Genomic DNA, 21,395 nt, shown 5'->3' on the forward strand with positions numbered 1-21,395 from the left:
AACCACAGCGTTTAGTTTTACAGATTTTGATATGCGACAGCAATTTGAGAACCAATTAAAGCGTTGTGCTTCACCAGTTCGATGTTGGCTTCGAGGCTTTTGCCAGCCGTCAGTTCTTTCACTTTAGCGAGCAAGAATGGCGTGACGTCCTTACCGTGAATGCCGTTTTCCCGAGCCTCTTTCAAGGCCGTTTGAATGACTGCGTTAATTTCGTCAGCAGGCATTGCGTGCGCTTCCGGGATTGGATTAGCGATGACTGCGCCGCCGTCAATTTTCAAATCCCACTTCGCTTTCAAGCTTTCTGCGATAACTTTTGGTTCATCGGCACGGATAGTTAGCTCAATTTCGCTCGTGCGCGTATAGAACGCTGGTAGCACGTCCGTTGCGTATCCAATTACTGGAACCCCTTTTGTTTCTAAATATTCCATTGTTAAGCCTAGATCAAGAATCGATTTCGCGCCAGCACAAATGACTGCCACATTCGTTTTTGCTAACTCTTCAAGATCAGCCGATACATCCATCGTTGTTTCAGCACCGCGGTGAACGCCGCCAATTCCGCCGGTTACAAAAATCGCGATTTCAGCAAGTTCTGCACAAATCATAGTCGCTGCAACAGTTGTCGCCCCCAATTGTTTAGTGGCAACAAGATAGCCGATGTCTCGACGGGAAACTTTTGCCACATTATCACTTTTTGCAAAAAGTTCTAGCTCCGCATCTGAAAGCCCAATTTTAATTTGCCCATCCATAATTGCAATTGTGGCAGGTACAGCACCATTTTCACGAATGATTTCTTCCACTTCGCGCGCCATTTCAACATTTTGCGGATATGGCATACCGTGTGAAATAATGGTCGATTCTAATGCCACAATAGGTTTTCCTGCTAATTTTGCTGCCTTCACTTCTTCTGAAAATGATAAATAGTTTTTCATTTGATTTCCTCCAAATCTTTTTGTAGTTCAGATGTCGACAAATTTTGCCGTACTGTAAATTCCGATAGCAATGTTTTATACGCATTGACACTCCCGGCAAGAACCGTTTCACGAAGCGTCTTCCCTTCAAGCCAAGCGTAAATGACAGCGGAACAAAAAGCGTCCCCAGCGCCTGTCACATCGCGAATCACAGGCGCCACAATTGCTGGTTCATGAATAATCCCTTCAGCTTGATTTCCTGCCATTGCACCGTGTTTCCCATTTGTGATAACAACGTTTTGAATCCCTGTATCTAGCCATTTCTGAACAGCTAAACGCCAAGCTTCATCGTTTTCAATTTTCATTCCAAAATGCGTTTCGGTTTCATCACGGTTCGCGATTAACCAAGTAACTTGATGCAAATCTTCTGGAAGACGCGCCATTTTAGGTGAGGATACGGGAACTAAGACGAGTGGCACTTGACTTGTTTCCGCAAAGTTACCTAAATAGGCAAGCGACTCTTTCGGGCAATTCAAATCGGCGACAATCGCACTGGAACGCGCGAGCAGGGCTTCATTTTTGCGCAGTGCATCTGGCGTCAGATGTTCGTACGCTTCCATGTCAGCAAGCGCCACAAGCAAATCCCCATTTCCTTCCAAAACAGCCGTATAAGAACCCGTTGAAATACTTGGAAAGGCGGTGACGTAATCTAAATTCATATACGTATCGCTCGCCCGAACAATCGCTTCCCAGTCAGCATCAGCGCCGCATGCCGTAAGTAATATCACTTCTTTGCCGAGACGTCCTAGGTTTTCAGCAATGTTCCGTGCGACACCGCCTGCGCTCTGCGAAGACCGAACTGGATTCGACGTCCCAAGCTGCGACTTTTCTTTCATATAAAATTTACGGTCCACGTTCGCGCCGCCCACACAAATGATTTGCTTCGATTCGTTTAAAATGTATGCTTTGCCTAGAATGCGCCCTTTTCGAATCAGACCAGAAATTAAGTTAGCGACAGTCGGTCTTGAAAGGTCCAAAATGTCCGCAAGTTCTTGTTGTGAAATGTATGGGTTTTTGCGGATAGAATTAAAAATAATTTCTTCCTTTTCGTTCATTTTTTGATTTTCGTTTTCCACGGAGAACACCTCCATTTCTAAACTTTTGTTTATTTTTTAAACACATGTTTATAATAACAATAAAAGCGCTTTATTTCAAGAGAAAGAAATTTTTTTCGGATTTTTTTCATTTTCTGAAAACCCCTGCTATGATGGGATTGAATACACTAGTGAAACACCAATATTTTCCCTATCCCAAGTCGAAAGGATGATTTTATCCCGAATCTTCGTTACAATGGTAAACGTTAGTTTTATTTTGTTATGTGAAATAAAACCAATCAACTACGAGAGGAGAATTAAGTTTTGAGTAAAATTGAAGTTACGAATCTGACGAAGATTTTTGGTAAAAAAACTTCGAAAGCTTCCACACTGCTTACAGAAGGCAAATCAAAAACAGAGATATTAAAAGAAACTGGTTCGACGATCGGTGTTAATCAAGCATCTTTTCAAGTCGAAGAAGGCGAAATCTTTGTTATCATGGGACTTTCCGGAAGTGGCAAGTCTACACTCGTTCGTCTTTTAAACCGGTTAATCGAACCTACCAGTGGTGAAATTTGGTTGGACGGAAAGGATTTATCCAAGCTTGATAAAAAAGAGCTGCGCAAAGTTCGTAGAAAAAGTATGAGCATGGTCTTTCAAAATTTCGGACTATTTCCGAATCGTACCATTCAAAGTAATGTAGAGTATGGCCTAGAAGTACAGAAAATTCCGAAAAATGATAGGACTAAACAAGCGCAAGAAGCACTTGAATTAGTTGGCTTAGCCGGTTATGGCGCGCAGTATCCTTCCCAACTTTCTGGCGGAATGCAACAACGCGTTGGGTTAGCCAGAGCGCTTGCCAACAACCCTGACATTCTTTTGATGGACGAAGCTTTTTCCGCACTCGATCCACTTAACCGAAAAGATATGCAAGACCAATTACTAGATTTACAAGATACGATGCAAAAAACGATTATTTTTATTACGCATGATTTAGATGAAGCTTTGCGAATCGGCGATCATATTATGATTATGCGCGACGGCTCGGTCGTTCAAACGGGTACTCCTGAAGAAATTCTCGCACATCCTGCAAATACATATGTTGAGAAATTCATCGAAGACGTTGACCGTTCGAAAGTTTATACCGCAAGCCACGTCATGATACGTCCTGAAATCGTTCACGTTGAAAAAGACGGGCCACGTGTTGCGCTGCAAAGAATGCGTGAAACTGGCACTTCAAGTATTTTTGTCGTAAAAAAAGGACGGGAACTAGTCGGCATTGCCCATGCAACGGACGTTTCAAAACTTGTGAAGGAAAACATCTCTTCGCTTGAATCCGTTATTCAAACTGACGTGCCAACCACCGATCCAGACACACCATTAAACGATTTAATGGATTTAATTTCCACGACATCGATTCCAGTCGCTGTAACTGAAAATGGGCGACTCAAAGGCATTATTATTCGCGGCTCCGTTCTAGCCGCACTTTCTGGAAATGAGGTGAACGCTAATGCCTAACATTCCTACAATTCCACTCGCAAGCTGGATTGACAGTCTTGTTGATAGCTTAACGCAATTTGAAGGATTTTTTAACGTTATCACAAATATTATCGGCGGAATTGTTGACGCTTTTCAGTGGGTTTTCGATTTGCTGCCGCCATACATTTTTATTATTTTAGTTCTCGCTTTAACCTATTGGCTAAACCGAAAAGGTAAGAAATGGGGGCTTATGACTTTCGAATTAGTCGGATTGCTGCTCATTTGGAACCTTGATTTTTGGCGAGACATGACACAGACGCTAACCCTCGTTTTAACCAGTAGCTTAATCGCTCTTGTTATTGGGGTTCCACTAGGGATTTGGATGTCTAAAAGCAACGTTGCTGAAGCATTTTTCAAGCCAGTGCTCGACTTCATGCAAACGATGCCGGCGTTCGTTTACTTAATTCCAGCTGTTGCCTTTTTCGGCATCGGTATGGTGCCTGGCGTCGTCGCGTCCGTTATTTTCGCCATGCCTCCTACTGTGCGCATGACAAACCTTGGGATTCGCCAAGTGTCGACTGAACTCGTAGAAGCTGCCGATTCGTTCGGCTCAACTGGTTTCCAAAAACTATTTAAAGTAGAGCTACCGATGGCCAAATCAACCATGATGGCAGGCATCAACCAAAGTATCATGCTCGCATTATCAATGGTCGTCATCGCCTCCATGATTGGCGCAATGGGGCTAGGAACGCGTGTCTACTTCGCTGTTGGACGTAATGACGCTGGAGGTGGTTTCGTTGCCGGAATCGCAATCGTCATCGTAGCCATCATTCTCGACCGTCTGACGCAAAGCTTTAATAAAAAATCAAAAATTGAAAACTAAGGAGGGCTACTATGTGGAAAAAATTAAGACTCGTGACATTGCTTAGTATCCTTTCGCTCCTTTTAGCTTCTTGTGGGACAGAACTTGCGCCTTATGATGCTTCAAAACCCCTCGGCGAGCAAATTAACTATACGATTACGGGAATTGATGCCGGCGCAGGAATTATGCTTTCCACGCAAAACGCAATTAAAGCGTACAACCTAGACGATTATAACTGGCAACTGCAAACGAGCTCCACCGCTGCCATGACATCCACACTCGAAAAAGCCATTAAAGATAAACGGCCAATCGTTGTGACCGGCTGGACGCCACACTGGATGTTCACAAAATTTGACCTTAAATTTTTAGAAGATCCAAAAAATGTTTTTGGTGATGCGGAAGATATTCATACAATTGTCCGTAAAGGTTTGAAGAAGGAAAAACCTTCTGCCTACGCGGTTTTAGATAAGTTTAATTGGACGCCTGAGGAAATGTCCGACGTCATGCTTGAAGTGAATGATGGCGCTGATCCCGAAAAGGCTGCTAAAAAATGGGTGAAAAAAAATCCCGATAAAGTGGCCGAATGGACAGACGGCGTTCCAAAAGTAAGCGGTGATGACATCAAGCTAACGTATGTCGCTTGGGATTCCGAAATTGCCTCCACCAATGTCGTCGCCGAGGTTTTACGTAGCATCGGCTATAAGCCAACTATTCAAGCTATGGAAATCCAACCTATGTGGGCATCTGTTGCAACTGGCGCCGCTGATGGCATGGTCGCCGCCTGGTTACCAAACACAGCTGGCATTTACTATAAAGACTACAAATCAGACATTGAAGATTTAGGTGTCAATTTGAAGGGCGCCAAAGTTGGTCTGGCTGTCCCAACGTATATGAAAGACATTAACTCTATTGAAGATTTAAAAAAATAACGACTGTTAAAGCGGAAACCTCAGATTGTAACTTTATGCTAAACAAAATTCACCGCATAAAATCAGTCTGAGGTATTTTCCGGTTTATGGAAAATGCCTTTTTTCACTAAAACGACAAATTCTTGACACAATTCAACATCAAAATGAACTTTTCTCATCTAAAAAAGTATGCTATAATCACCGCAAATAGACAACAAATGCTGTAACAGAGCCATTTTGTATCCAGTGTACAATTTATAGTGAGGAGTCATTTCTTATGAAAACCATCTACCAATTCCTTACAACTGACGTCCAGCTAGCCAAAGAATATACAAAAAAAGTTGTATTTGTCCCCGAAGAAGTTGCCTACTGTAACGAAAAATCCTGCATGCGAGACTATATTATTTTTATAACAAAAGGAATGGCCATTTTAGAGATTCATCATAAAGGAAAATGGAAATTTAATACTTTTCTAGTTCCAAATGATTGCGCCGGTATAGATAACCTCTTAACCCCCCAGACAGCCAACCTCTTACCCTCGAAATTCAAATTAATTGGTGCCACAGACGGTGAATTCCTTGTCATCGAAAAGGAATACTTCATCAATCATTTTTATGCAAATCCACAAATTTTTTCCGCCTTATATGAAAAGCTTTCGTTGCGATATATCTACACTTCTTTTAACTGTCGCGAAAAAAAAGCCATGCTACGCCAGCGAATGGCCGATTTACTTCTCGAGTTTATTATCTTATCTGAAGCAACCGTTGAACAAAACGCGGTGCTTTTCCCCTACCCTATTAGTGCTGAAATGCTTAGCACCTATTTAAAAGCCTCTTTAATAACGATACAAGAGGTGCTTCATGAACTCACTGAAAAACAGATTTTGCTTGAGACGGAAGAAGCTTTCCACATTACAAACTATCAAAAATTGCAACAATTATCAAAAATAACTTGCCTCTCAAAAGAGGTGTAAATCCAATGCCTCCTTTAGATTTAATTGCTTCACTGCTGAATGAAAATCACGGGAATAAATTGGAAGAAGTTTCTTTTTCACCAAACTTGGATATCAGCCAAAACCTTAATCGTCCTGACACACTTTTAGTTTTAACAGAAGGAATTGCTAAAGTCGAAGTAAGTCGAAAAAACAGTTGGGAATTTGAAACTTTAATAGCCGTAGGTGCTGTTTTCGGCATCGAACATTGTTTTTCAAACAGGAAATATGAGGATACTACCAATTACCGGGCCATCGCTTTAACAGACGGTCAGGCATTTGAAATTCAAAAATATTTCTTTTTGCAATATATGTACACACACCCGGCACTCTTTCATTTCATCATTGAGGAACTGATTGTACGCTATAAGTTTCTCACTTTCAATTATCAAGAGAAAAAATCCCCTTTAAAACAAAGAGTGATTGATTTACTTATGGAATTTATTATTTTAACAAGGCAAGATCTTAAACAGCAGTACGTCACACTCCCTCTTTTTGACGAAAACATGGTGGCGAATCCTTTAAAATGTTCTACGCACCATATTGAAAATATTTTTAAGCGTTTAAGTAAGCAAAAGCTTATACTGAAAAGTGATGAAACTGGCATTGTTTTGGACTGCGAACGCTTAAAAAAACTTTCAACTTTTTCGTAAAAAAGCCTGAGCATTCCTCGGGGGGCTGAGGATATGCTCAGGGCATTCTTGTTGATTATTCCCAGGCACCACCAAGATCTGGGCTCTGACCTCTTACCCACCACTTGGCTTGATAAATCTTCCCGTTGTAGCTAACTCTTTCTCCAGCTGTATAAGCTTTTTGTGCATTCCACACTTGAACATGATCGCTAACTAATTGCCAAACGCTGTTATACTCTGGATTGTTCGCTCTCGTCCACCATTTTGCGCGATATGTTTTGCCATTATAGTTGACGACATCATTTTCAAAATAAATCTTGTTCGCTTGCCACACGTCATCTCCAACTACTGGCACGGGCGGAATTATTTCTCCTCCACCAATCACATTTACTGAAATCCCATTGCTTGCTTTCGAACGATTCCCTGCTGCATCAACCGCATAAACGGTATAATCGTAATTTCCTTTTACTAAGTTAACATCCTCAAACATCGTTGAAGCTGTTGTTCTGACTTTTTTCCCATTTCGGTAAACTTCATATTGTGAGACTCTTACATTATCTGATGCCGCATTCCACATGAGTGAAACACTCGATTCTTTTTGTCCCATGACATGAAGATTAGCTGGTGCAGTTGGCGCGACAGTATCTACTGCTGGTACTGGAGTAGTACTTAGCGTTAATGGTTGGCTAACCGTTGATTTATTACCAGAAAAATCTTCTGCAACAACCGTATAGGTGTAAGCTTTTTCACTTTGTAAATTTTTATCTGTATAAGAAGTTCCAGCCGTTTCACCAACTTTTACGCCATTGCGATAAACCGTATATTTCGCCACACCAACATTATCCGTTGACGCTTTCCAACTAAAAGCAATACTATTTGCTGTTGCCATGGTTCGTTTCAACTGAGTTGGTTGAGTTGGCGCTTCTGAATCGCTGCTTGGTTTAGCATCGCCACTAATATTCGCATCAATTACTTGATAAAACGCATTGCCAGTATCTGCAATACTCCAGACACCTAAAATGACATAGTAACCAGAACGATCTGATGGAATATCAATCTGTTGACGAACTACTTTTTCAGGCTTCAAATTCCCGCCATCAATATGTTTAATTAATTCCAGTTCACTTCGAACTAAAGGCATATTCGGATTCCAGCCCTTTTTCGTAATGTAATAATCCCAGCTAGATGTTGGATGCGGCGCAGTTAGTGTCCACTCCACCACAGTCGGTCCAGGATTAAGATTTACTTTATGCCATCGTGATGCAGTTTGCTCATCTAAAGGTGCATATTTCCCTGCCCCAGCAATAGTACCATCTACAGGTCCTCTACTTGGAAAACCTTTCGGACCTTCAACGCTTTGCGGTTCATATTGAACAGCTCCAACGTTGACATTTAGCCCTTTATTAGCTAAATATGCTCTACTTTCAGGTTTTGAAATATACCCATGAGCATCTGCATTTAATGTAAATCCTGCTGTTAAACACACACTAACTACACCCAAAAACACACCTAACTTCAATTTATTCTTCATAATTCTCCTCCTTTAAATTAAGTTTGAACCTGACACTAGGTTCATTCTCTAGCATACCGAGGCCAAACCAGATTGTCTGTAGATATTCTATGACGGATTTTTCTATCTTTTTCTAAAGAAAACGTTCTCATTTTTGTCACATTTTCTCAGTATCGCCAAATTATCAATGTCCCCCTTACAAAACCAATAACCTTTACAATTTTCCGTAATGGAGAACCTATTTAAACAAACTATCACAATTTGTTCACATAAAAAAAAAGAGAAGAAAAATTCTTCTCTTTTTAAACCATTCTAGTAAGCCGTCCACCCAGCATCCGCCGTTATAATTGTACCATTTACAAAACTTGAATCATCTGACCCAAGGAATAAAGCGACCTTCGCAATTTCAGAGGCCTCACCTACACGAGGGTTAATGTTCATTCCCGCCATTGCTCGTTCTTGACCAAAAGCACTCGGGTCATAAATGGAAGTCCCAATATTTGTATTCACCGCTCCAGGTGCGATAGCATTACAGCGAATATTTTTATTTGCATATTGGAAACCAATATTTTTAGTTAAACCAACAACAGCATGTTTAGACGCCGTATAGGCCGCTCCTGCCCTCGAACCGAACAATCCGCCTGCTGATGCAATATTCACAATAACACCGCCACCATTTTCTTCAAATAACGGAATAGCCTTTCGAGCCGCCCGCATTACCCCCGTCGTATTAATAGATAAAACACGCTCCCAGAGGTCATCCGTCACTTCAGAAACGGGCACAAAATTATCCATGATTCCCGCATTATTTACCAAAATATCAAGCTTGCCGTATTTATCAACTGCTGCATCAATCATGCCATCAACATCTGCTTGTTTCATGACATTTGCCACAACCGCTAGCCCTTCACCACCACTCGCCACAATTTCGTCAACCGTCGCTTGCGCATTCTCCAAATTCAAATCTGCCACAACGATTTTCGCCCCTTCTTTTGCATAAAGCAGCGCAATTTGTTTCCCCATGCCTGACGCAGCCCCAGTGATGACAGCAACTTTTCCTTTTAATTTCCCCATTACTATTACCTCCTTGATTGCTTTCCAGCTAAAGTTTCTAGCTCTCCACTCAAGTATACAACTCATTGAAAGCGGATTCAATCAGTAACGAGAGTCATTATCGTTGCTTAAGCACCATTTTTCTGATATATGTTGAATAAGTAAACATTGGAGGGATAAAAATGGATAGACGTATCCAAAAAACGAAAAATGCCTTTTATCGTGCCTTCTTAGAATTATTAAAAACAAAAAATGTTCAGCAAATTACCATCACCGAGCTCGTCCAAGAAGCCGACGTCAATCGCTCTACCTTTTACAAGCACTATGGTGAAAAGGAGGATTTGCTACACGAATTAACAGAGTCTGTTTTAAACGATTTGCGCACCGCTTATGACGACCCTTATAAACAAAATAAAGCTTTTTCCACTAGAAATTTACAGCCGCACATGATTAAAATTTTTGATCACGTATATAGAAATCAATTATTTTATAGCCATGTCATCTCATCAAAAATAGGTCCCGGCTTTCAAAATCGTGTCTGTCATGTTATTCAAGACTTAGTTTTGCGCGATGCCACTAAATCCAACTTAGCCAACATCAATCCGCAAGTCCTCACAAGTTATCAGGCGCACGCCATTTTTGGCATCATCGTTTATTGGACAGAAAATCATTTTCAAGAAAGCGCGGACTATATGGCCCAACAGCTCTTCCTCATTTTAAAAGCACAGCACCAACTAGATACCGCGAAGTAACGCCAGTTCAGCATCTGAAAGAGGGCGATAGGCACCAAGCGCAAGCTGCTCATCAAGCGTTAAATTGCCCATTTTTTCTCGCTTTAAATACACCACTTTTTTCCCAACTGCTTCAAACATTTTTTTCACTTGATGAAATTTCCCTTCATAAATGGTCACCCGAACGTCTGACTGACCACCGTGTACGCGGATAATTTCAAGACTTGCAGGCATCGCTTGATAGCCATCCAAGAAAGTGACGCCCATTTTAAATACTGCCGCATCTTCTGCCGTTACAACACCTTCTGTGCGCGCAAAATAAACCTTAGCAACATGTTTTTTGGGCGAAAGAAGTTCATGCGCCATCTGCCCATCTGTCGTTAAAATCAGCAAGCCTTCCGTATCTTTATCTAGCCGTCCAACCGGGAACAATCCTTGCCGCTTATCATTTTCTGCCAGCAAATCAATAACCGTCTTACTCGCCTTGTCTTCCGTTGCACTTAAAACGCCCTGCGGTTTATTCAACATATAATAAAGCTGTTCCGCATACATAACAGCCTCTCCATTGACCGTCACAATATTTTTCGCTGACACAACTTGAAAAGCCCCATCACGTACCCGTTTTCCGTCCACAAGTACTTCCTCTTTTTTTAAAACATTTTTCACAATCTTCCTTGTCCCAAAACCAGCATGTGCAAGCAATTTATCTAGACGCATCTTTTTTCCTCCATCACGAACTTTAATCTTTCTTTCATTCTATCAATTTAACATCGCTAACGCCATAAAAAAACAGACCCCCAGTAGGAAGTCTGTTTCTAATCTTACACACTACAAACGTATCATCGCACACATGGTCAAGAACAGCATTGAAAACAGGAAAGGCATTATTTGCCAGACCGTGCGGGGAAGCGAGCAAGGACTTTGAAAAATGCCAGTTACTGGCAACCTAAGCATTTCGTAATAAACTTTCTAGCTTTACCGCATACGCAGATTCGATTGCTTGACCAGCCAGTGTTTGTTTAAGCCGATACTCTTCTAATTTCAATTCTATTCGGACCAATTTTTCAAACGCATCGAGATTATTGCAATCTTTAATTAAATCCTCTAGTTCCATAAAAAGCTCTTCAACTTGTTTAATATCATCTACAGAAGCTGGCTCAATATTTAGCTTTTCCATATGTCCTTCCTCCAATCGCTGCCTCTATCACTTTTATTTTACTCGAAAAAGGAGGGATTGAAACCTATTTTCGGAAAGTTTCACATTTTAGCCACATTTAAACCAGTTTCTTATTATATTTACAGATTAGCTATATGCCTCAGCTTCTGTAACTACATGAACCGCACCCCTTGCTGTTCCCGCAATTCCAAAAACAAGTGTTTCTAAAAGTGTAGTTTCCACAACTGAAGCACACATCATTTAATGCCACTATTCCTTCACAATTTTAATAATATCTTTATAAGCAATTTCCCGAACTGCTTTTTCTTTCGTTTTAAAATCCGCCTTCAAATAGACTTGGACACGGTCCTCCACATCAAGCGACGCCACGTTCAGCGCCCGTCCATCCTTCTCATTTTCAATTTTACTAATCGCATGAAGCTCCGTTTCACCTTGCAAATCGGTATCAAGAGAAGATAAGTCGCGCACAAAAACACTCGTATTTTCCCCCGTATGAGCCCGACTAATCACCCCGTCAAGCATCACATATGTATCCGCAGGTTCCGCATTTCCGCAGCCCGCTAAAAAAAGCAGTATAACTAGCCAACCAAATTTTTTCATTGCAAGCTCCTTCACCCATTATTTTGTTCCATTATACATGAAAAGAGGCCAGGACATAATCCCAGCCTCTCTCTAACATTTTATTCCAATACAAATTGATTATGATAAAGTTCCGCGTAGAAGCCTTTTTGTTGCAGTAAACCTTCATGCGTACCTTCCTCAATGACTTCACCTTGGTGCAAGACAACAATATGATCGGCGTCTAAAATGGTTTTCAGCCTGTGTGCGATAACAAAACTCGTCCGACCGGAAATAACATTGTCCATCGCCTTTTGAATTTTGCTCTCCGTAACCGTATCAACGTTACTTGTCGCCTCATCCAAAATAAGCAAGCTTGGGTTTGTTAAAATCGTTCGGGCAATGCTGATTAATTGTTTCTGACCAACACTAAAGATGTTGTTTTCATCACTAATTTCCGTATCATAACCTTTTTCAAGTGTCATAATAAAATCGTGAATATTGGCTTGTTTCGCAGCCGATACCACATCATCGCGGTGTGCTTCCGGTTTTCCAAAAGAAATGTTTTCGTGAATCGTACCGCTAAACAGAACAGAGTCTTGCAAGACGATTCCGACTTGTTTTCTGAGTGATTTCAGCTCAATGTCGCGAATATCTTTACCATCAAATTCAATCTCGCCGCTATCCACATTATAAAAGCGATTTAGCAAGTTCATGATAGTTGTTTTACCCGAACCAGTTGGCCCAACAACTGCCACCATTTTGCCTTTATCAAGCGTAATGTTGACATTTTTTAGAACCGGTTTTTCTGGATCATAACCAAAGTTCACGTTTTTAAGCGCAACTTGTGTATTGATACCATCAATTTTGCTCACATTTGGACGCTCAAACTCATCTTTTTCATTGAATACTTCACTCACACGACGCGCCCCAGTAATTGCAAGTTGTAACATGCTATACTGCGAGGAAATCTGCGTAAGTGGCATATAAAACTGTTGCGAATACTGCACGAACATTACGATTAAACCAAGTGCAACAGAACGTTCAAGGCTACCGTTTAAAGCTAAATATCCACCGAAGAAGATGACAATCGCCGTATTTAAAAGCGAAATACCTTGCATCACGGGGAAAAGTAAGCCTGAATAGACTTGTCCTTTATATGTTGCATTTTTAACCGTATTGTTGTGCTTCACAAAACCTTCAATCGTTTCTTCTTCGAGGCCATTTGTGATAATCACTTTTTGACCAGAAATTTTTTCATCGATATAGGCGTTTAGATGCCCCAAACTATCTTGTTGTAAGTCCACATATCTACGCGCCTTGCGAATAATAATCGCCGCAATGATAATCGCAAACGGTGAAGCAATTAGCGTCACAAGCGCCAACTCAACGTTTTGATTGAACATCATAATGATAACGCCGATCATTAAGGCCAGGTTAGATAAAACTTGAACGATCGCCTGATTAAGCGTATTTGAGATGTTATCCATATCACTTGTAAAACGGCTTAGCATCTCCCCATCATTATGACGGTCGAAAAAGCGAATCGAAAGTTTTTCCATTTTGCGGAACAAACCAATACGCATCCGGTTCGTTGCCTTACCAGAAACACCAGTCATAATAATGCTTTGAATAAATGTCGCTACAGAAGTTAACACATAAAACAGAAGTAGCATCCATAAAATATGATGGAACTCTGATTTATCATCAACACCCGTAGTAAATAGTTTTACAGCATAATTGGCAAGCTCTTGAATCGCATCACCAATAAATTGCGGCGCCTTAACTTGCAAATAAGTTGCACCAATAACCGCTAGGATGATAACAGAAAGTTGTAATTTATACGCGCGAAGATAGTGCCAGAAGAATTTTGTAATTTGTTTAAACTCACTCATTTCCCCACGCATCCTTTCCTTTTTGAGTTTCATAGATTTCTTGATAAATCGGGCTTATCTCAAGCAATTCTTTGTGCGAACCAACCGAAACAAGTTTACCCCCATCTAAAACTAAGATTTTATCCGCATGAATAACAGAAGAAATCTTTTGTGCAATAATAAATGTAGTTGTATCATCAAGCTCTTTGTTAAGCGCCTCTTTCACGAGTTTTTCGGAGCGAGCATCGAGCGCACTCGTACTATCATCTAAAATCAAGATTTTCGGATCCCCGATAACACCGCGTGAAATCGATAAGCGTTGTTTTTGTCCGCCAGAAAAGTTATTCCCGCGTTCTTCCACAATCGCTTCATAAATTTTATCTTGACGTTCAATGAACTCTTTCGCCTGTGCAATTGATGTCGCTTTTTCCATATCATTGTCATTCGCATCTTTTTTGCCGTGGCGCAGGTTGTCAGAAATCGTACCTGAGAATAAAATCGCACGTTGCAACACTAACGAAACCGTTTTGCGTAGCGTATTTTTATTCACATGTACTAAGTTCTTTCCACCGATTAAAATCTCTCCTTCAGATGGGTCATAAAGTCGTGGAATTAGCTGCGCAAGCGTCGATTTACCAGCACCAGTAGCCCCAACAATCCCGACCATCTCGCCAGGAGCCGCCTTAAAGGAAATATCGCTTAACGCGTTTTGGTCATCTCCTTCGTAACGGAAACTTACATTTTTAAATTCGACACTACCAGATAAGTCTTCATCTGACGCATCTTCATCATATTTAATATCTGCATCTGTATTTAAAACTTCACTAATACGTCCAAGCGAAATGAACGCACGAGAAGCCATCATCGTAAGCATACCTCCGATAATGATTGCCATCATAATTTGCATTAAGTAGTTCATAAATGAAGCAATTGCCCCGATTACAGTTGGGTCGTCTTTTACCATATCCCCAACAAAATAAATCGAAACAACGACTGCCAAGTTCGAAACGAGCATAAACGCTGGAATCATAACAGAAAACAGTGTTCCTACAATAATTGTATGCCTTGTTAGCTTATCACTCGTATCTGAAAATCTTTTAAGTTCGTTATCTTCTTGGACAAAACTTTTGACCACACGCATCCCCGCTAAGTTTTCCTTAGCAATTGCGTTCACCTTATCTAGGAAAGCTTGGATTTTTGCAAAATGTTTCCCCATTGCCCCGAATGTAATCATAACGATTAATACTACGAGCACAACAAGTAAAATAATAACCCACCAAAGTGCAGGTAATGTCACTAACGCCAAAATAAAACTTCCGATAAACATGATCGGAATACGCGTTAAAGATTGAAGTGACATCATCACTAAATTTTGAACTTGTGTAATATCATTGGTTTGTCTGACAACTAAATTACCAGTCGAAAAACGTTCGATATTGCTAAATGAAAATGTTTGAACTTTTCGAAAGCTACTCTCTCGGATGTCAGCCCCCACGCCTTGGGCAATTTTTGCTGATAAAACCGTGTTTAAAATACCTGCAATTAAACCAACGATAGCAACTGCCACAAGAACAATACCGATTGACGTTATTTCATCCATTTTGTCTTCCATAATTGCATCGAGCACTTGTTGCAATAATTTAGGCTGCCAGAGTTGTGACGCTACCATAATGGCTACAAACAGCGTGGATAAAATCGTCTGCATTCGATATTTCTTCAAATGTTGAAATAAAATCTTCATTGTAAACCTCCCTGAAAAAGAATAAGACGAACACTTATTCTACTCGATAATAAAATCTTTTTCAACCCTCATTTGATTTATTTGTGAAAAATCAGTCTGTAGAATGAGAAAAACAGCTTTTAACATTTTAAAATCTCTAATTTAGCGCAGTTTTCTGACACGTTCACAAACTTGCTGCCGAAAATGACAAAAATGTAAGTAAAATAATCTACTTTTGTCACCTCGTTCGAATGTTCCAATCGCACAATTGCCTTATGATACTAATATAGACAAGCTATTAGGAGGAATTTTTCATGACAAACAATGTCGTACATGTAGAACATATTGAAAAAATCTACGGTAAAAAAAATCAAAATCAATCCATCGCATTAAAAGATATTTCTTTTTCGATGAGAAAAGGGGAGTTTATAGGTATCATGGGGCCATCTGGTTCAGGCAAAACAACCCTTCTGAACGTCCTCTCCACACTAGACCGCCCAACAAATGGTAAAGTCGAAATTGCTGGAGTCGATATTACCCAAATGAAAAACGACCAATTATCCGATTTTCGTGCTCAATCACTCGGATTTATTTTTCAGGATTTCAACTTACTTGAAAATTTAACGCTCTATGAAAACATTGCACTTCCCCTCTCTTTGCAAGACGTAAAACCGAAAAAAATCCGTGAGCGCGTACAAATTGTTGCCCGCCAGCTTGGCATCTCTGATATTTTACACAAATATCCTGCTGAAGTATCCGGTGGTCAAAAACAACGTACCGCAGCCGCTCGCGCCCTTGTGCATGAACCAGCGATTTTGTTAGGCGATGAGCCAACAGGTGCGCTAGATTCTAAAAATGCTTTAAGCTTACTCGAAACAATGACGGAATTAAATGAGGAACAAGATGTTTCCATTTTAATGGTCACCCATGACCCACAAAGCGCTAGTTTTTGCGAACGCATCTTGTTCATTCAAGATGGCGTGCTTTACAAAGAGTTAAATCGCGCAGGTAGCCGAAGTGACTTCTATAAAGAAATACTAGACGTGCTCGCAACTTTCGGACAAAATCGGGGTGACAGTGATGATATTTAAGCTCGCCTTATCGAGCATGCGTAGTCGAGCGAAAGACTATGCTGTACTTTTACTCGGTTTAATTATGTCCATTTCCATTTTTTACATGTTTGAAACACTTGCCTTAAACAAAGCCTTTATTCAAGAAAACGCGATGATTAATGCCGTCAGTTTTGTTTTCCAGGCGGGATCCGTTTTGCTCGCCATCATCACAATTGCCTACGTGCTTTACGCAAACTCATTTTTGTTTTCCTTACGCCAAAAAGAATTCGGCATGTACATGACACTTGGCGCTAAAAAACGCAAAATTTCACTGATTATGTTCATTGAAACGATGTTCATCGGCATCATTTCCTTACTGATTGGAACGGCGCTAGGTACAGGCCTTGCCGCCCTAATTGGTCAAGCTTTGATGAAACAACTAGAATTTCATTCGAGCACGTATGCACCATTTTATCTCCCGTCGCTCATTGTCACTTGTATCTTTTTTGCTGCCCTCTTTATTTTGTCGGCATTTGCAAATTTGATTCAAATTTCAAAAGTGACCGTTTTAGATTTAGTCCACGGCGATGCCAAATCAGAAAAAATTATTATCCGTAAAAAAGCCATCGTTTTAAAAGCTATCATTTCGATTATCCTACTCGCAATTGGTTACTACTGCATGATAGATATTAAGCAAACGCAATATATCGGAATTATAGTGGCACTATTTACCATTACATTAGGCACTTATTTGTTTTTCGCAACCTTCCTGCCATTAATCATTCAAAAACGCCGCGAAAAACAAATTTTAAAAAGCAAACGACTGAACTCATTTACGTATGCGCAGTTAAATTTCCGTGTAAGCCAACTAACACGCGTTTTAGCAACCGTAGCAATGCTTATCGCGCTTGGCGTGGGCGCCATCTCAGTTGGATTCGCCTTTCAAAATAATGGGCCGCTACTCGCTGACCGAATGGATGCGTATGATTTAAAAATCGTCAATCCAACTCCGGCAGAGAAAGCTGTCATGAAAGAAATCGATTTCAAAGAAAAAACCACATATGCTTATAAACAAAAAAACGATACTGTCTATTTCAATGTCAGCGAACTTAATAAAAAACCAATTTTAGCACAAAACTATTCGCTAGATGGTGAAAGTGAAACGAAGCGTTTAAAAGAATACTCGGAAGCGACTCAAAACGCTTGGGACACTGCCTTATCTTTAGCTTTCCCGCAAACTGAAACGCAGAATCAAACTTTCAAAATCGTGTCTGCCGCTGATTTTTCTAATGTGGACGGCGACCTTGGCACAGTTTATTTTGGAAAAACAACGAACTTTGTTTCGCATCTCGATGAATTAAAGAAAATGGACGAATTGGAGAGTGCTCGCTACGGAAAAGAGATTACAAGCAGCAAATATAGCTCTTATAAAATGTACAACTCGTTTGCGAGTGGAACAGTGTTTATGGGCTTCTTCCTCGGTTTCGCTTTCCTTACAATGATGGCGAGCTGTCTAATGTTTAAAATTTTGACTGGCGCTACTCAAGATATTCGCCGCTATGAAATGCTTGAAAAAATCGGTGTGCGTCGGCGCCTCTTAAAACAGTCCATTTACAAGGAAATGTTTCTTATCTTCTTATTCCCAGGCATCATCGGCTTTATTCATGTTGCGCTAGGCATGGAAATGTTCTCTTTCCTTCTCATCAACCCGTATTATCATTTTTATGTTCCCGTGTTACTTTTCCTAGCGATTTACTGTATTTATTATTTCATTACCGTGACACTTTATAAAGGAATCGTTTTGAAAAAAGCTAGTTTGGATTGAAAAGCGACTGGGATGTAATTAGATTATTTTCCATAAAAAGGGAAAATAGACAAGCAAAAATCCAGTAATTATCCCGTTTTCCAAAATGGGTTTTACTGGATTTTTGCTTTTTTTATTTATGTCCCATCTTCCTATGACTACTTTACTAGGAAGCTTATGCATATTTTCGCTCTTACTAAAATTTCTTCTATCTACGTCCTTGTTAATCTAGCATAACATAGTAAACTGCACAAGGATTTCATCCACTTGTATTTAAATCAAATTCTCCAATTTGATAGCCATCTGCTCCACAGTTTCATCTGCATTATTTTCAAATTTTTAGAATTCCTGCTGTTCAAAGGCTTTACCTTGTGTAGCATTTTTCCTTATCTATGGAATAGATTAACCCCATTACCTCCCTTGAGGCTAAAAATTAAGTTATAAAAGTAGAAAAAGAAAAAACTGAATCGCTTCTTTTTCAATATTGAATTTCTGTACAATAAATACAGCTAGCTTTTGTTAGCTACTGGCAATCAAGTTACGGGGTGCAAAAACTATATTTCTAAACTGCTTTTAACTTGTTTTAATAGCTCTATTAATTCACCTTCTCCTGAATTTTTTTCTATTTCAGTTTTTACATTCTCTTCTAAATAACTATAAAAAGTTTTGAAGTCTAAATACGCTATTTGGTCTATTTCGACAGCTGGAAAGCCTAACTCAACTAAAACATGTTTATCATCTAGCGGTTTAGGTAATTGAGCCATACCGTAGTCATCTAAATCCTTTTCAAAAAAAACAAAAACTATTTCTTGCCCATATCCTTTTTTATTTGCAAAACATTTTAATGCTGTTTTCAAATATTTACCACTAATGAAGTTGAAATAGGTTGATATTATTTTATCAATATCAGTTTTATTGCCAACAATTTGATAGCCTTCACTCATTTCTCTTCCTCCTAAATTATTATAGTTCAATTAATCAAGAATAGGGAAAAAGTTTGTTATTTCACCAGCTTCATCCAAATACCCTCTGAATTTCAAACCATTCGGTGCTGTTCCTTCAACAAGGCTTCCATTAATTTCCCCATTTTGCATTGCTTCTTTTCCCCACTTATATATTTCCTCGTCACTAATTTTAGCAGGATCATAAATTGTTTTTGGATTCTTAATATTTTTATACGACACTGGCTCTGCGACCTTGCCCGCCATATCTTTTCTAGGTATTCTATATTCAACTTCATAAATACCATCAATAGTTGGGGGTGGTTTTTTAAAAACAATCAAGTCTTCTGATTTAAACCCTTGATTCTTCAATGCATTATTGAATTCAACCATATTATGACCACCGACAACACCTTTTTTAGTATTGACCGTCTCCACATTTTTCAAATGATTCTTTGAATTACTTCCAAATTTGAAATTACTAGCCCCACTACCTCCCTTGGGGCTGGAGCAGATTGAATAACCATCGTTTCCACTTTTTAGTTTAACATAATACGCCCTTTTTTTGATATGGATATTCATTTGGCTTATGACGAAGAAGAGCTTGATGGGAAGTGAATGAGGATAGAAAAAAGAGAAACATTTCCTGTGTTAGGATTTGTTTCTCTTTTTCTTGCTAAAAAGTTGATTACGACTATTTTGATTGATGTACTTTTATTGAAAATCTAAATCAATTCTATCAACTTGAAAACTTATATATCTTCCAAAGAAGTGTCCATAATCTTTTAAAATTTCATCATCAATTATAAAGCCTATATCCAGCATTCCTTCATGAGTTAAATAGCCTTTTACCTGATAAGAAAAAGTATCCCCTTTTCTTACAAGTGTTTTTTCATTTGCATCGTTCTCAAAAATTTTGGGATCATCCACTAGAAAAAGACTAGGTTCTAACAAATAATCCTTATTTTCTTGCACCTGATAAGGAGCATACGCGATGAAACCTGTGAATTCAACTCCTTTTATCCTGGCAACTACTTCTTCTTCTACCACTGTACTTGTTTTTAATACCTCTGCTCTATATATCATTTTATCACCTACTTACTGGGAGTAATTTCAGGAATATTTTCCCCGTTAATGGTTTTCCAAAATTTTTTACCGCTTTGAATATGGTAGGTAGTTATTTCACCACTTAAATTGGTTCCAACAAATTCAAATTTCGCTTCTCCCTTTGAATTGTTTCCCATAAATTTCACATATCCTGTCCTTGTTTCTCCTTTATATGCATATTTTACTTTAATTCCTTTCTTTACAACATCATTTGCTCCCTTCAAGTACTCATCTACATTTTTATAGGCTCCTTTAAACTCACTTCCATGTTTTATAAAATGCTCTGTTAGTTTCTCTGTACTCCCAAACTTAGCCCCACTACCACCCTTATACGTCTTACTCCCACGAGCTATCGCAGCGCCTAGGCCTACGCCTGATAATGCCGACATAATGCCGGATTCGGCTAGTTGGCCTTCCCAGTCCTCCACATACGCAGAAGCTTGTAAGATGCTCCCTGCCGCGCCTGAATACACTTTTCCGTCCATGTAATACGTCTTATCTTGCCAGGCTTTCATGATTTTCTCGTTTAACTCTTCTAACGTTAGTATAGTATATTTATCCTTATCTTGGTAGTCAGCGGTTCGTTTTAAATACGCTTCGAGTTCGCTGTTCGGGACACGTACCCCGTCTTTCTCCAAAATCCACATCGCTTGTTCTTTTCCACTGGAATCTTTGTACGCCACCTTGAAAAGGAGGTACTCTTCCAACTGGGCATCGAGTTTCGGATCAATCCCGCGTGCTTCATTCAGCGACTTCTGTAAACTTTTCATCGCTGGCGCAAAGGTTTTTGCGACACTGTACAGGCCGGTTTCTGCGTTGAATTGCACCTGATTTTGCAGCGCCTCCACCGCTCGTTGCACCGCACGCACAAGCTCGCTAAACGGGGCGAAAAAAGTCGTGTGGCTTTGTTCAAACGCGATGTATTTCTCCAGCACTTTTTCAGCCTCGATGGCTTCGTAAAGCCGCATCGAATACTGTAGGTGCTGACCTTGCC

The 21,395-nt window shown here is 39.9% G+C and carries 21 protein-coding genes; 8 read left to right on the forward strand and 13 right to left on the reverse strand.

The window, feature by feature from the left end; genetic code table 11:
* Positions 1 to 17: 17 nt before the first annotated feature.
* Together CFS04_RS04525 and CFS04_RS04530 are read right to left on the reverse strand one after the other, a co-directional pair.
* Positions 18 to 929, reverse strand: coding sequence for a pseudouridine-5'-phosphate glycosidase (locus CFS04_RS04525; RefSeq protein WP_088809418.1), 912 nt, complete (start codon positions 927 to 929; stop codon positions 18 to 20).
* Complete coding sequence (locus tag CFS04_RS04530) at positions 926 to 2,044, reverse strand: carbohydrate kinase (RefSeq protein ID WP_088809419.1); 1,119 nt, start codon at positions 2,042 to 2,044, stop codon at positions 926 to 928. The genes CFS04_RS04525 and CFS04_RS04530 overlap by 4 nt, the downstream gene beginning before the upstream one ends.
* A gap of 282 nt (positions 2,045 to 2,326) precedes the next feature.
* Here CFS04_RS04530 and CFS04_RS04535 point away from each other — a divergent pair, with 282 nt between their 5' ends.
* The 5 genes from CFS04_RS04535 (at position 2,327) to CFS04_RS04555 (ending at position 6,895) form a co-directional block, all read left to right on the forward strand.
* Positions 2,327 to 3,520: a glycine betaine/L-proline ABC transporter ATP-binding protein gene (locus tag CFS04_RS04535; RefSeq protein ID WP_088809420.1), complete on the forward strand. Its 1,194-nt coding sequence runs from the start codon at positions 2,327 to 2,329 to the stop codon at positions 3,518 to 3,520.
* Entirely contained in the window at positions 3,513 to 4,364 is an 852-nt protein-coding gene (locus CFS04_RS04540) for a proline/glycine betaine ABC transporter permease (RefSeq protein ID WP_088809421.1), read from the forward strand. Before CFS04_RS04535 ends, CFS04_RS04540 begins: the two co-directional genes overlap by 8 nt.
* A gap of 11 nt (positions 4,365 to 4,375) precedes the next feature.
* Entirely contained in the window at positions 4,376 to 5,272 is an 897-nt protein-coding gene (locus CFS04_RS04545) for a glycine betaine ABC transporter substrate-binding protein (RefSeq protein ID WP_088809422.1), read from the forward strand.
* A gap of 256 nt (positions 5,273 to 5,528) precedes the next feature.
* Entirely contained in the window at positions 5,529 to 6,224 is a 696-nt protein-coding gene (locus CFS04_RS04550; protein WP_088809423.1) for a cAMP-binding domain-containing protein, read from the forward strand.
* Positions 6,225 to 6,229: 5 nt separating this feature from the next.
* A complete protein-coding gene (locus CFS04_RS04555; protein WP_088809424.1) occupies positions 6,230 to 6,895 on the forward strand; it encodes a Crp/Fnr family transcriptional regulator in 666 nt (221 codons plus the stop codon).
* A gap of 55 nt (positions 6,896 to 6,950) precedes the next feature.
* Here the strand turns inward: CFS04_RS04555 and CFS04_RS04560 are convergent, their stop codons facing one another.
* Together CFS04_RS04560 and CFS04_RS04565 are read right to left on the reverse strand one after the other, a co-directional pair.
* Entirely contained in the window at positions 6,951 to 8,405 is a 1,455-nt protein-coding gene (locus tag CFS04_RS04560) for a lytic polysaccharide monooxygenase (protein WP_088809425.1), read from the reverse strand.
* 291 nt (positions 8,406 to 8,696) lie between these two features.
* Positions 8,697 to 9,458, reverse strand: coding sequence for an SDR family oxidoreductase (locus CFS04_RS04565; RefSeq protein WP_088809426.1), 762 nt, complete (start codon positions 9,456 to 9,458; stop codon positions 8,697 to 8,699).
* A 161-nt stretch (positions 9,459 to 9,619) separates the two neighbouring features.
* Here CFS04_RS04565 and CFS04_RS04570 point away from each other — a divergent pair, with 161 nt between their 5' ends.
* Positions 9,620 to 10,189: a TetR/AcrR family transcriptional regulator gene (locus CFS04_RS04570; protein WP_088809427.1), complete on the forward strand. Its 570-nt coding sequence runs from the start codon at positions 9,620 to 9,622 to the stop codon at positions 10,187 to 10,189.
* Here the strand turns inward: CFS04_RS04570 and CFS04_RS04575 are convergent.
* From CFS04_RS04575 to CFS04_RS04595, 5 genes are all read right to left on the reverse strand, one after another.
* The gene (locus tag CFS04_RS04575; protein WP_088809428.1) at positions 10,172 to 10,885 is read right to left on the reverse strand and encodes a 16S rRNA pseudouridine(516) synthase; all 714 of its coding nucleotides are present in this window, start codon (positions 10,883 to 10,885) and stop codon (positions 10,172 to 10,174) included. The genes CFS04_RS04570 and CFS04_RS04575 overlap by 18 nt on opposite strands.
* Positions 10,886 to 11,114: 229 nt before the next feature.
* A complete protein-coding gene (locus CFS04_RS04580) occupies positions 11,115 to 11,345 on the reverse strand; it encodes a hypothetical protein (protein ID WP_088809429.1) in 231 nt (76 codons plus the stop codon).
* Between the two features lie 249 nt (positions 11,346 to 11,594).
* Positions 11,595 to 11,945 (reverse strand): hypothetical protein, encoded by a 351-nt coding sequence (locus CFS04_RS04585; RefSeq protein ID WP_088809430.1) that lies wholly within the window; start codon positions 11,943 to 11,945, stop codon positions 11,595 to 11,597.
* Positions 11,946 to 12,025: 80 nt separating this feature from the next.
* Positions 12,026 to 13,798: an ABC transporter ATP-binding protein gene (locus tag CFS04_RS04590; protein WP_088809431.1), complete on the reverse strand. Its 1,773-nt coding sequence runs from the start codon at positions 13,796 to 13,798 to the stop codon at positions 12,026 to 12,028.
* The gene (locus tag CFS04_RS04595) at positions 13,791 to 15,518 is read right to left on the reverse strand and encodes an ABC transporter ATP-binding protein (protein WP_088809432.1); all 1,728 of its coding nucleotides are present in this window, start codon (positions 15,516 to 15,518) and stop codon (positions 13,791 to 13,793) included. Before CFS04_RS04595 ends, CFS04_RS04590 begins: the two co-directional genes overlap by 8 nt.
* A gap of 293 nt (positions 15,519 to 15,811) precedes the next feature.
* Between CFS04_RS04595 and CFS04_RS04600 the strand changes: the two genes are divergently transcribed.
* Positions 15,812 to 16,588: an ABC transporter ATP-binding protein gene (locus tag CFS04_RS04600; RefSeq protein WP_088809433.1), complete on the forward strand. Its 777-nt coding sequence runs from the start codon at positions 15,812 to 15,814 to the stop codon at positions 16,586 to 16,588.
* Positions 16,578 to 18,374 carry an ABC transporter permease gene (locus CFS04_RS04605; RefSeq protein WP_088809434.1) on the forward strand — a complete coding sequence of 599 codons (1,797 nt, stop codon included), beginning with the start codon at positions 16,578 to 16,580 and terminating at the stop codon, positions 18,372 to 18,374. The genes CFS04_RS04600 and CFS04_RS04605 overlap by 11 nt, the downstream gene beginning before the upstream one ends.
* A gap of 533 nt (positions 18,375 to 18,907) precedes the next feature.
* Here the strand turns inward: CFS04_RS04605 and CFS04_RS04610 are convergent.
* From CFS04_RS04610 to CFS04_RS04625, 4 genes are all read right to left on the reverse strand, one after another.
* Entirely contained in the window at positions 18,908 to 19,297 is a 390-nt protein-coding gene (locus tag CFS04_RS04610) for a hypothetical protein (RefSeq protein WP_088809435.1), read from the reverse strand.
* A gap of 30 nt (positions 19,298 to 19,327) precedes the next feature.
* Positions 19,328 to 19,876, reverse strand: a complete 549-nt coding sequence (locus tag CFS04_RS04615) for a CdiA family toxin C-terminal domain-containing protein (RefSeq protein ID WP_088809436.1) — start codon at positions 19,874 to 19,876, stop codon at positions 19,328 to 19,330.
* 132 nt (positions 19,877 to 20,008) lie between these two features.
* Positions 20,009 to 20,380 (reverse strand): hypothetical protein, encoded by a 372-nt coding sequence (locus CFS04_RS04620; protein ID WP_088809437.1) that lies wholly within the window; start codon positions 20,378 to 20,380, stop codon positions 20,009 to 20,011.
* Between the two features lie 8 nt (positions 20,381 to 20,388).
* The coding region (locus CFS04_RS04625; protein ID WP_159457920.1) for a hypothetical protein at positions 20,389 to 21,395 on the reverse strand (1,007 nt) is incomplete at its 5' end.

It is taken from the genome of Listeria sp. ILCC796, from assembly GCF_900186175.1.
Classification (GTDB): domain Bacteria; phylum Bacillota; class Bacilli; order Lactobacillales; family Listeriaceae; genus Listeria; species Listeria goaensis.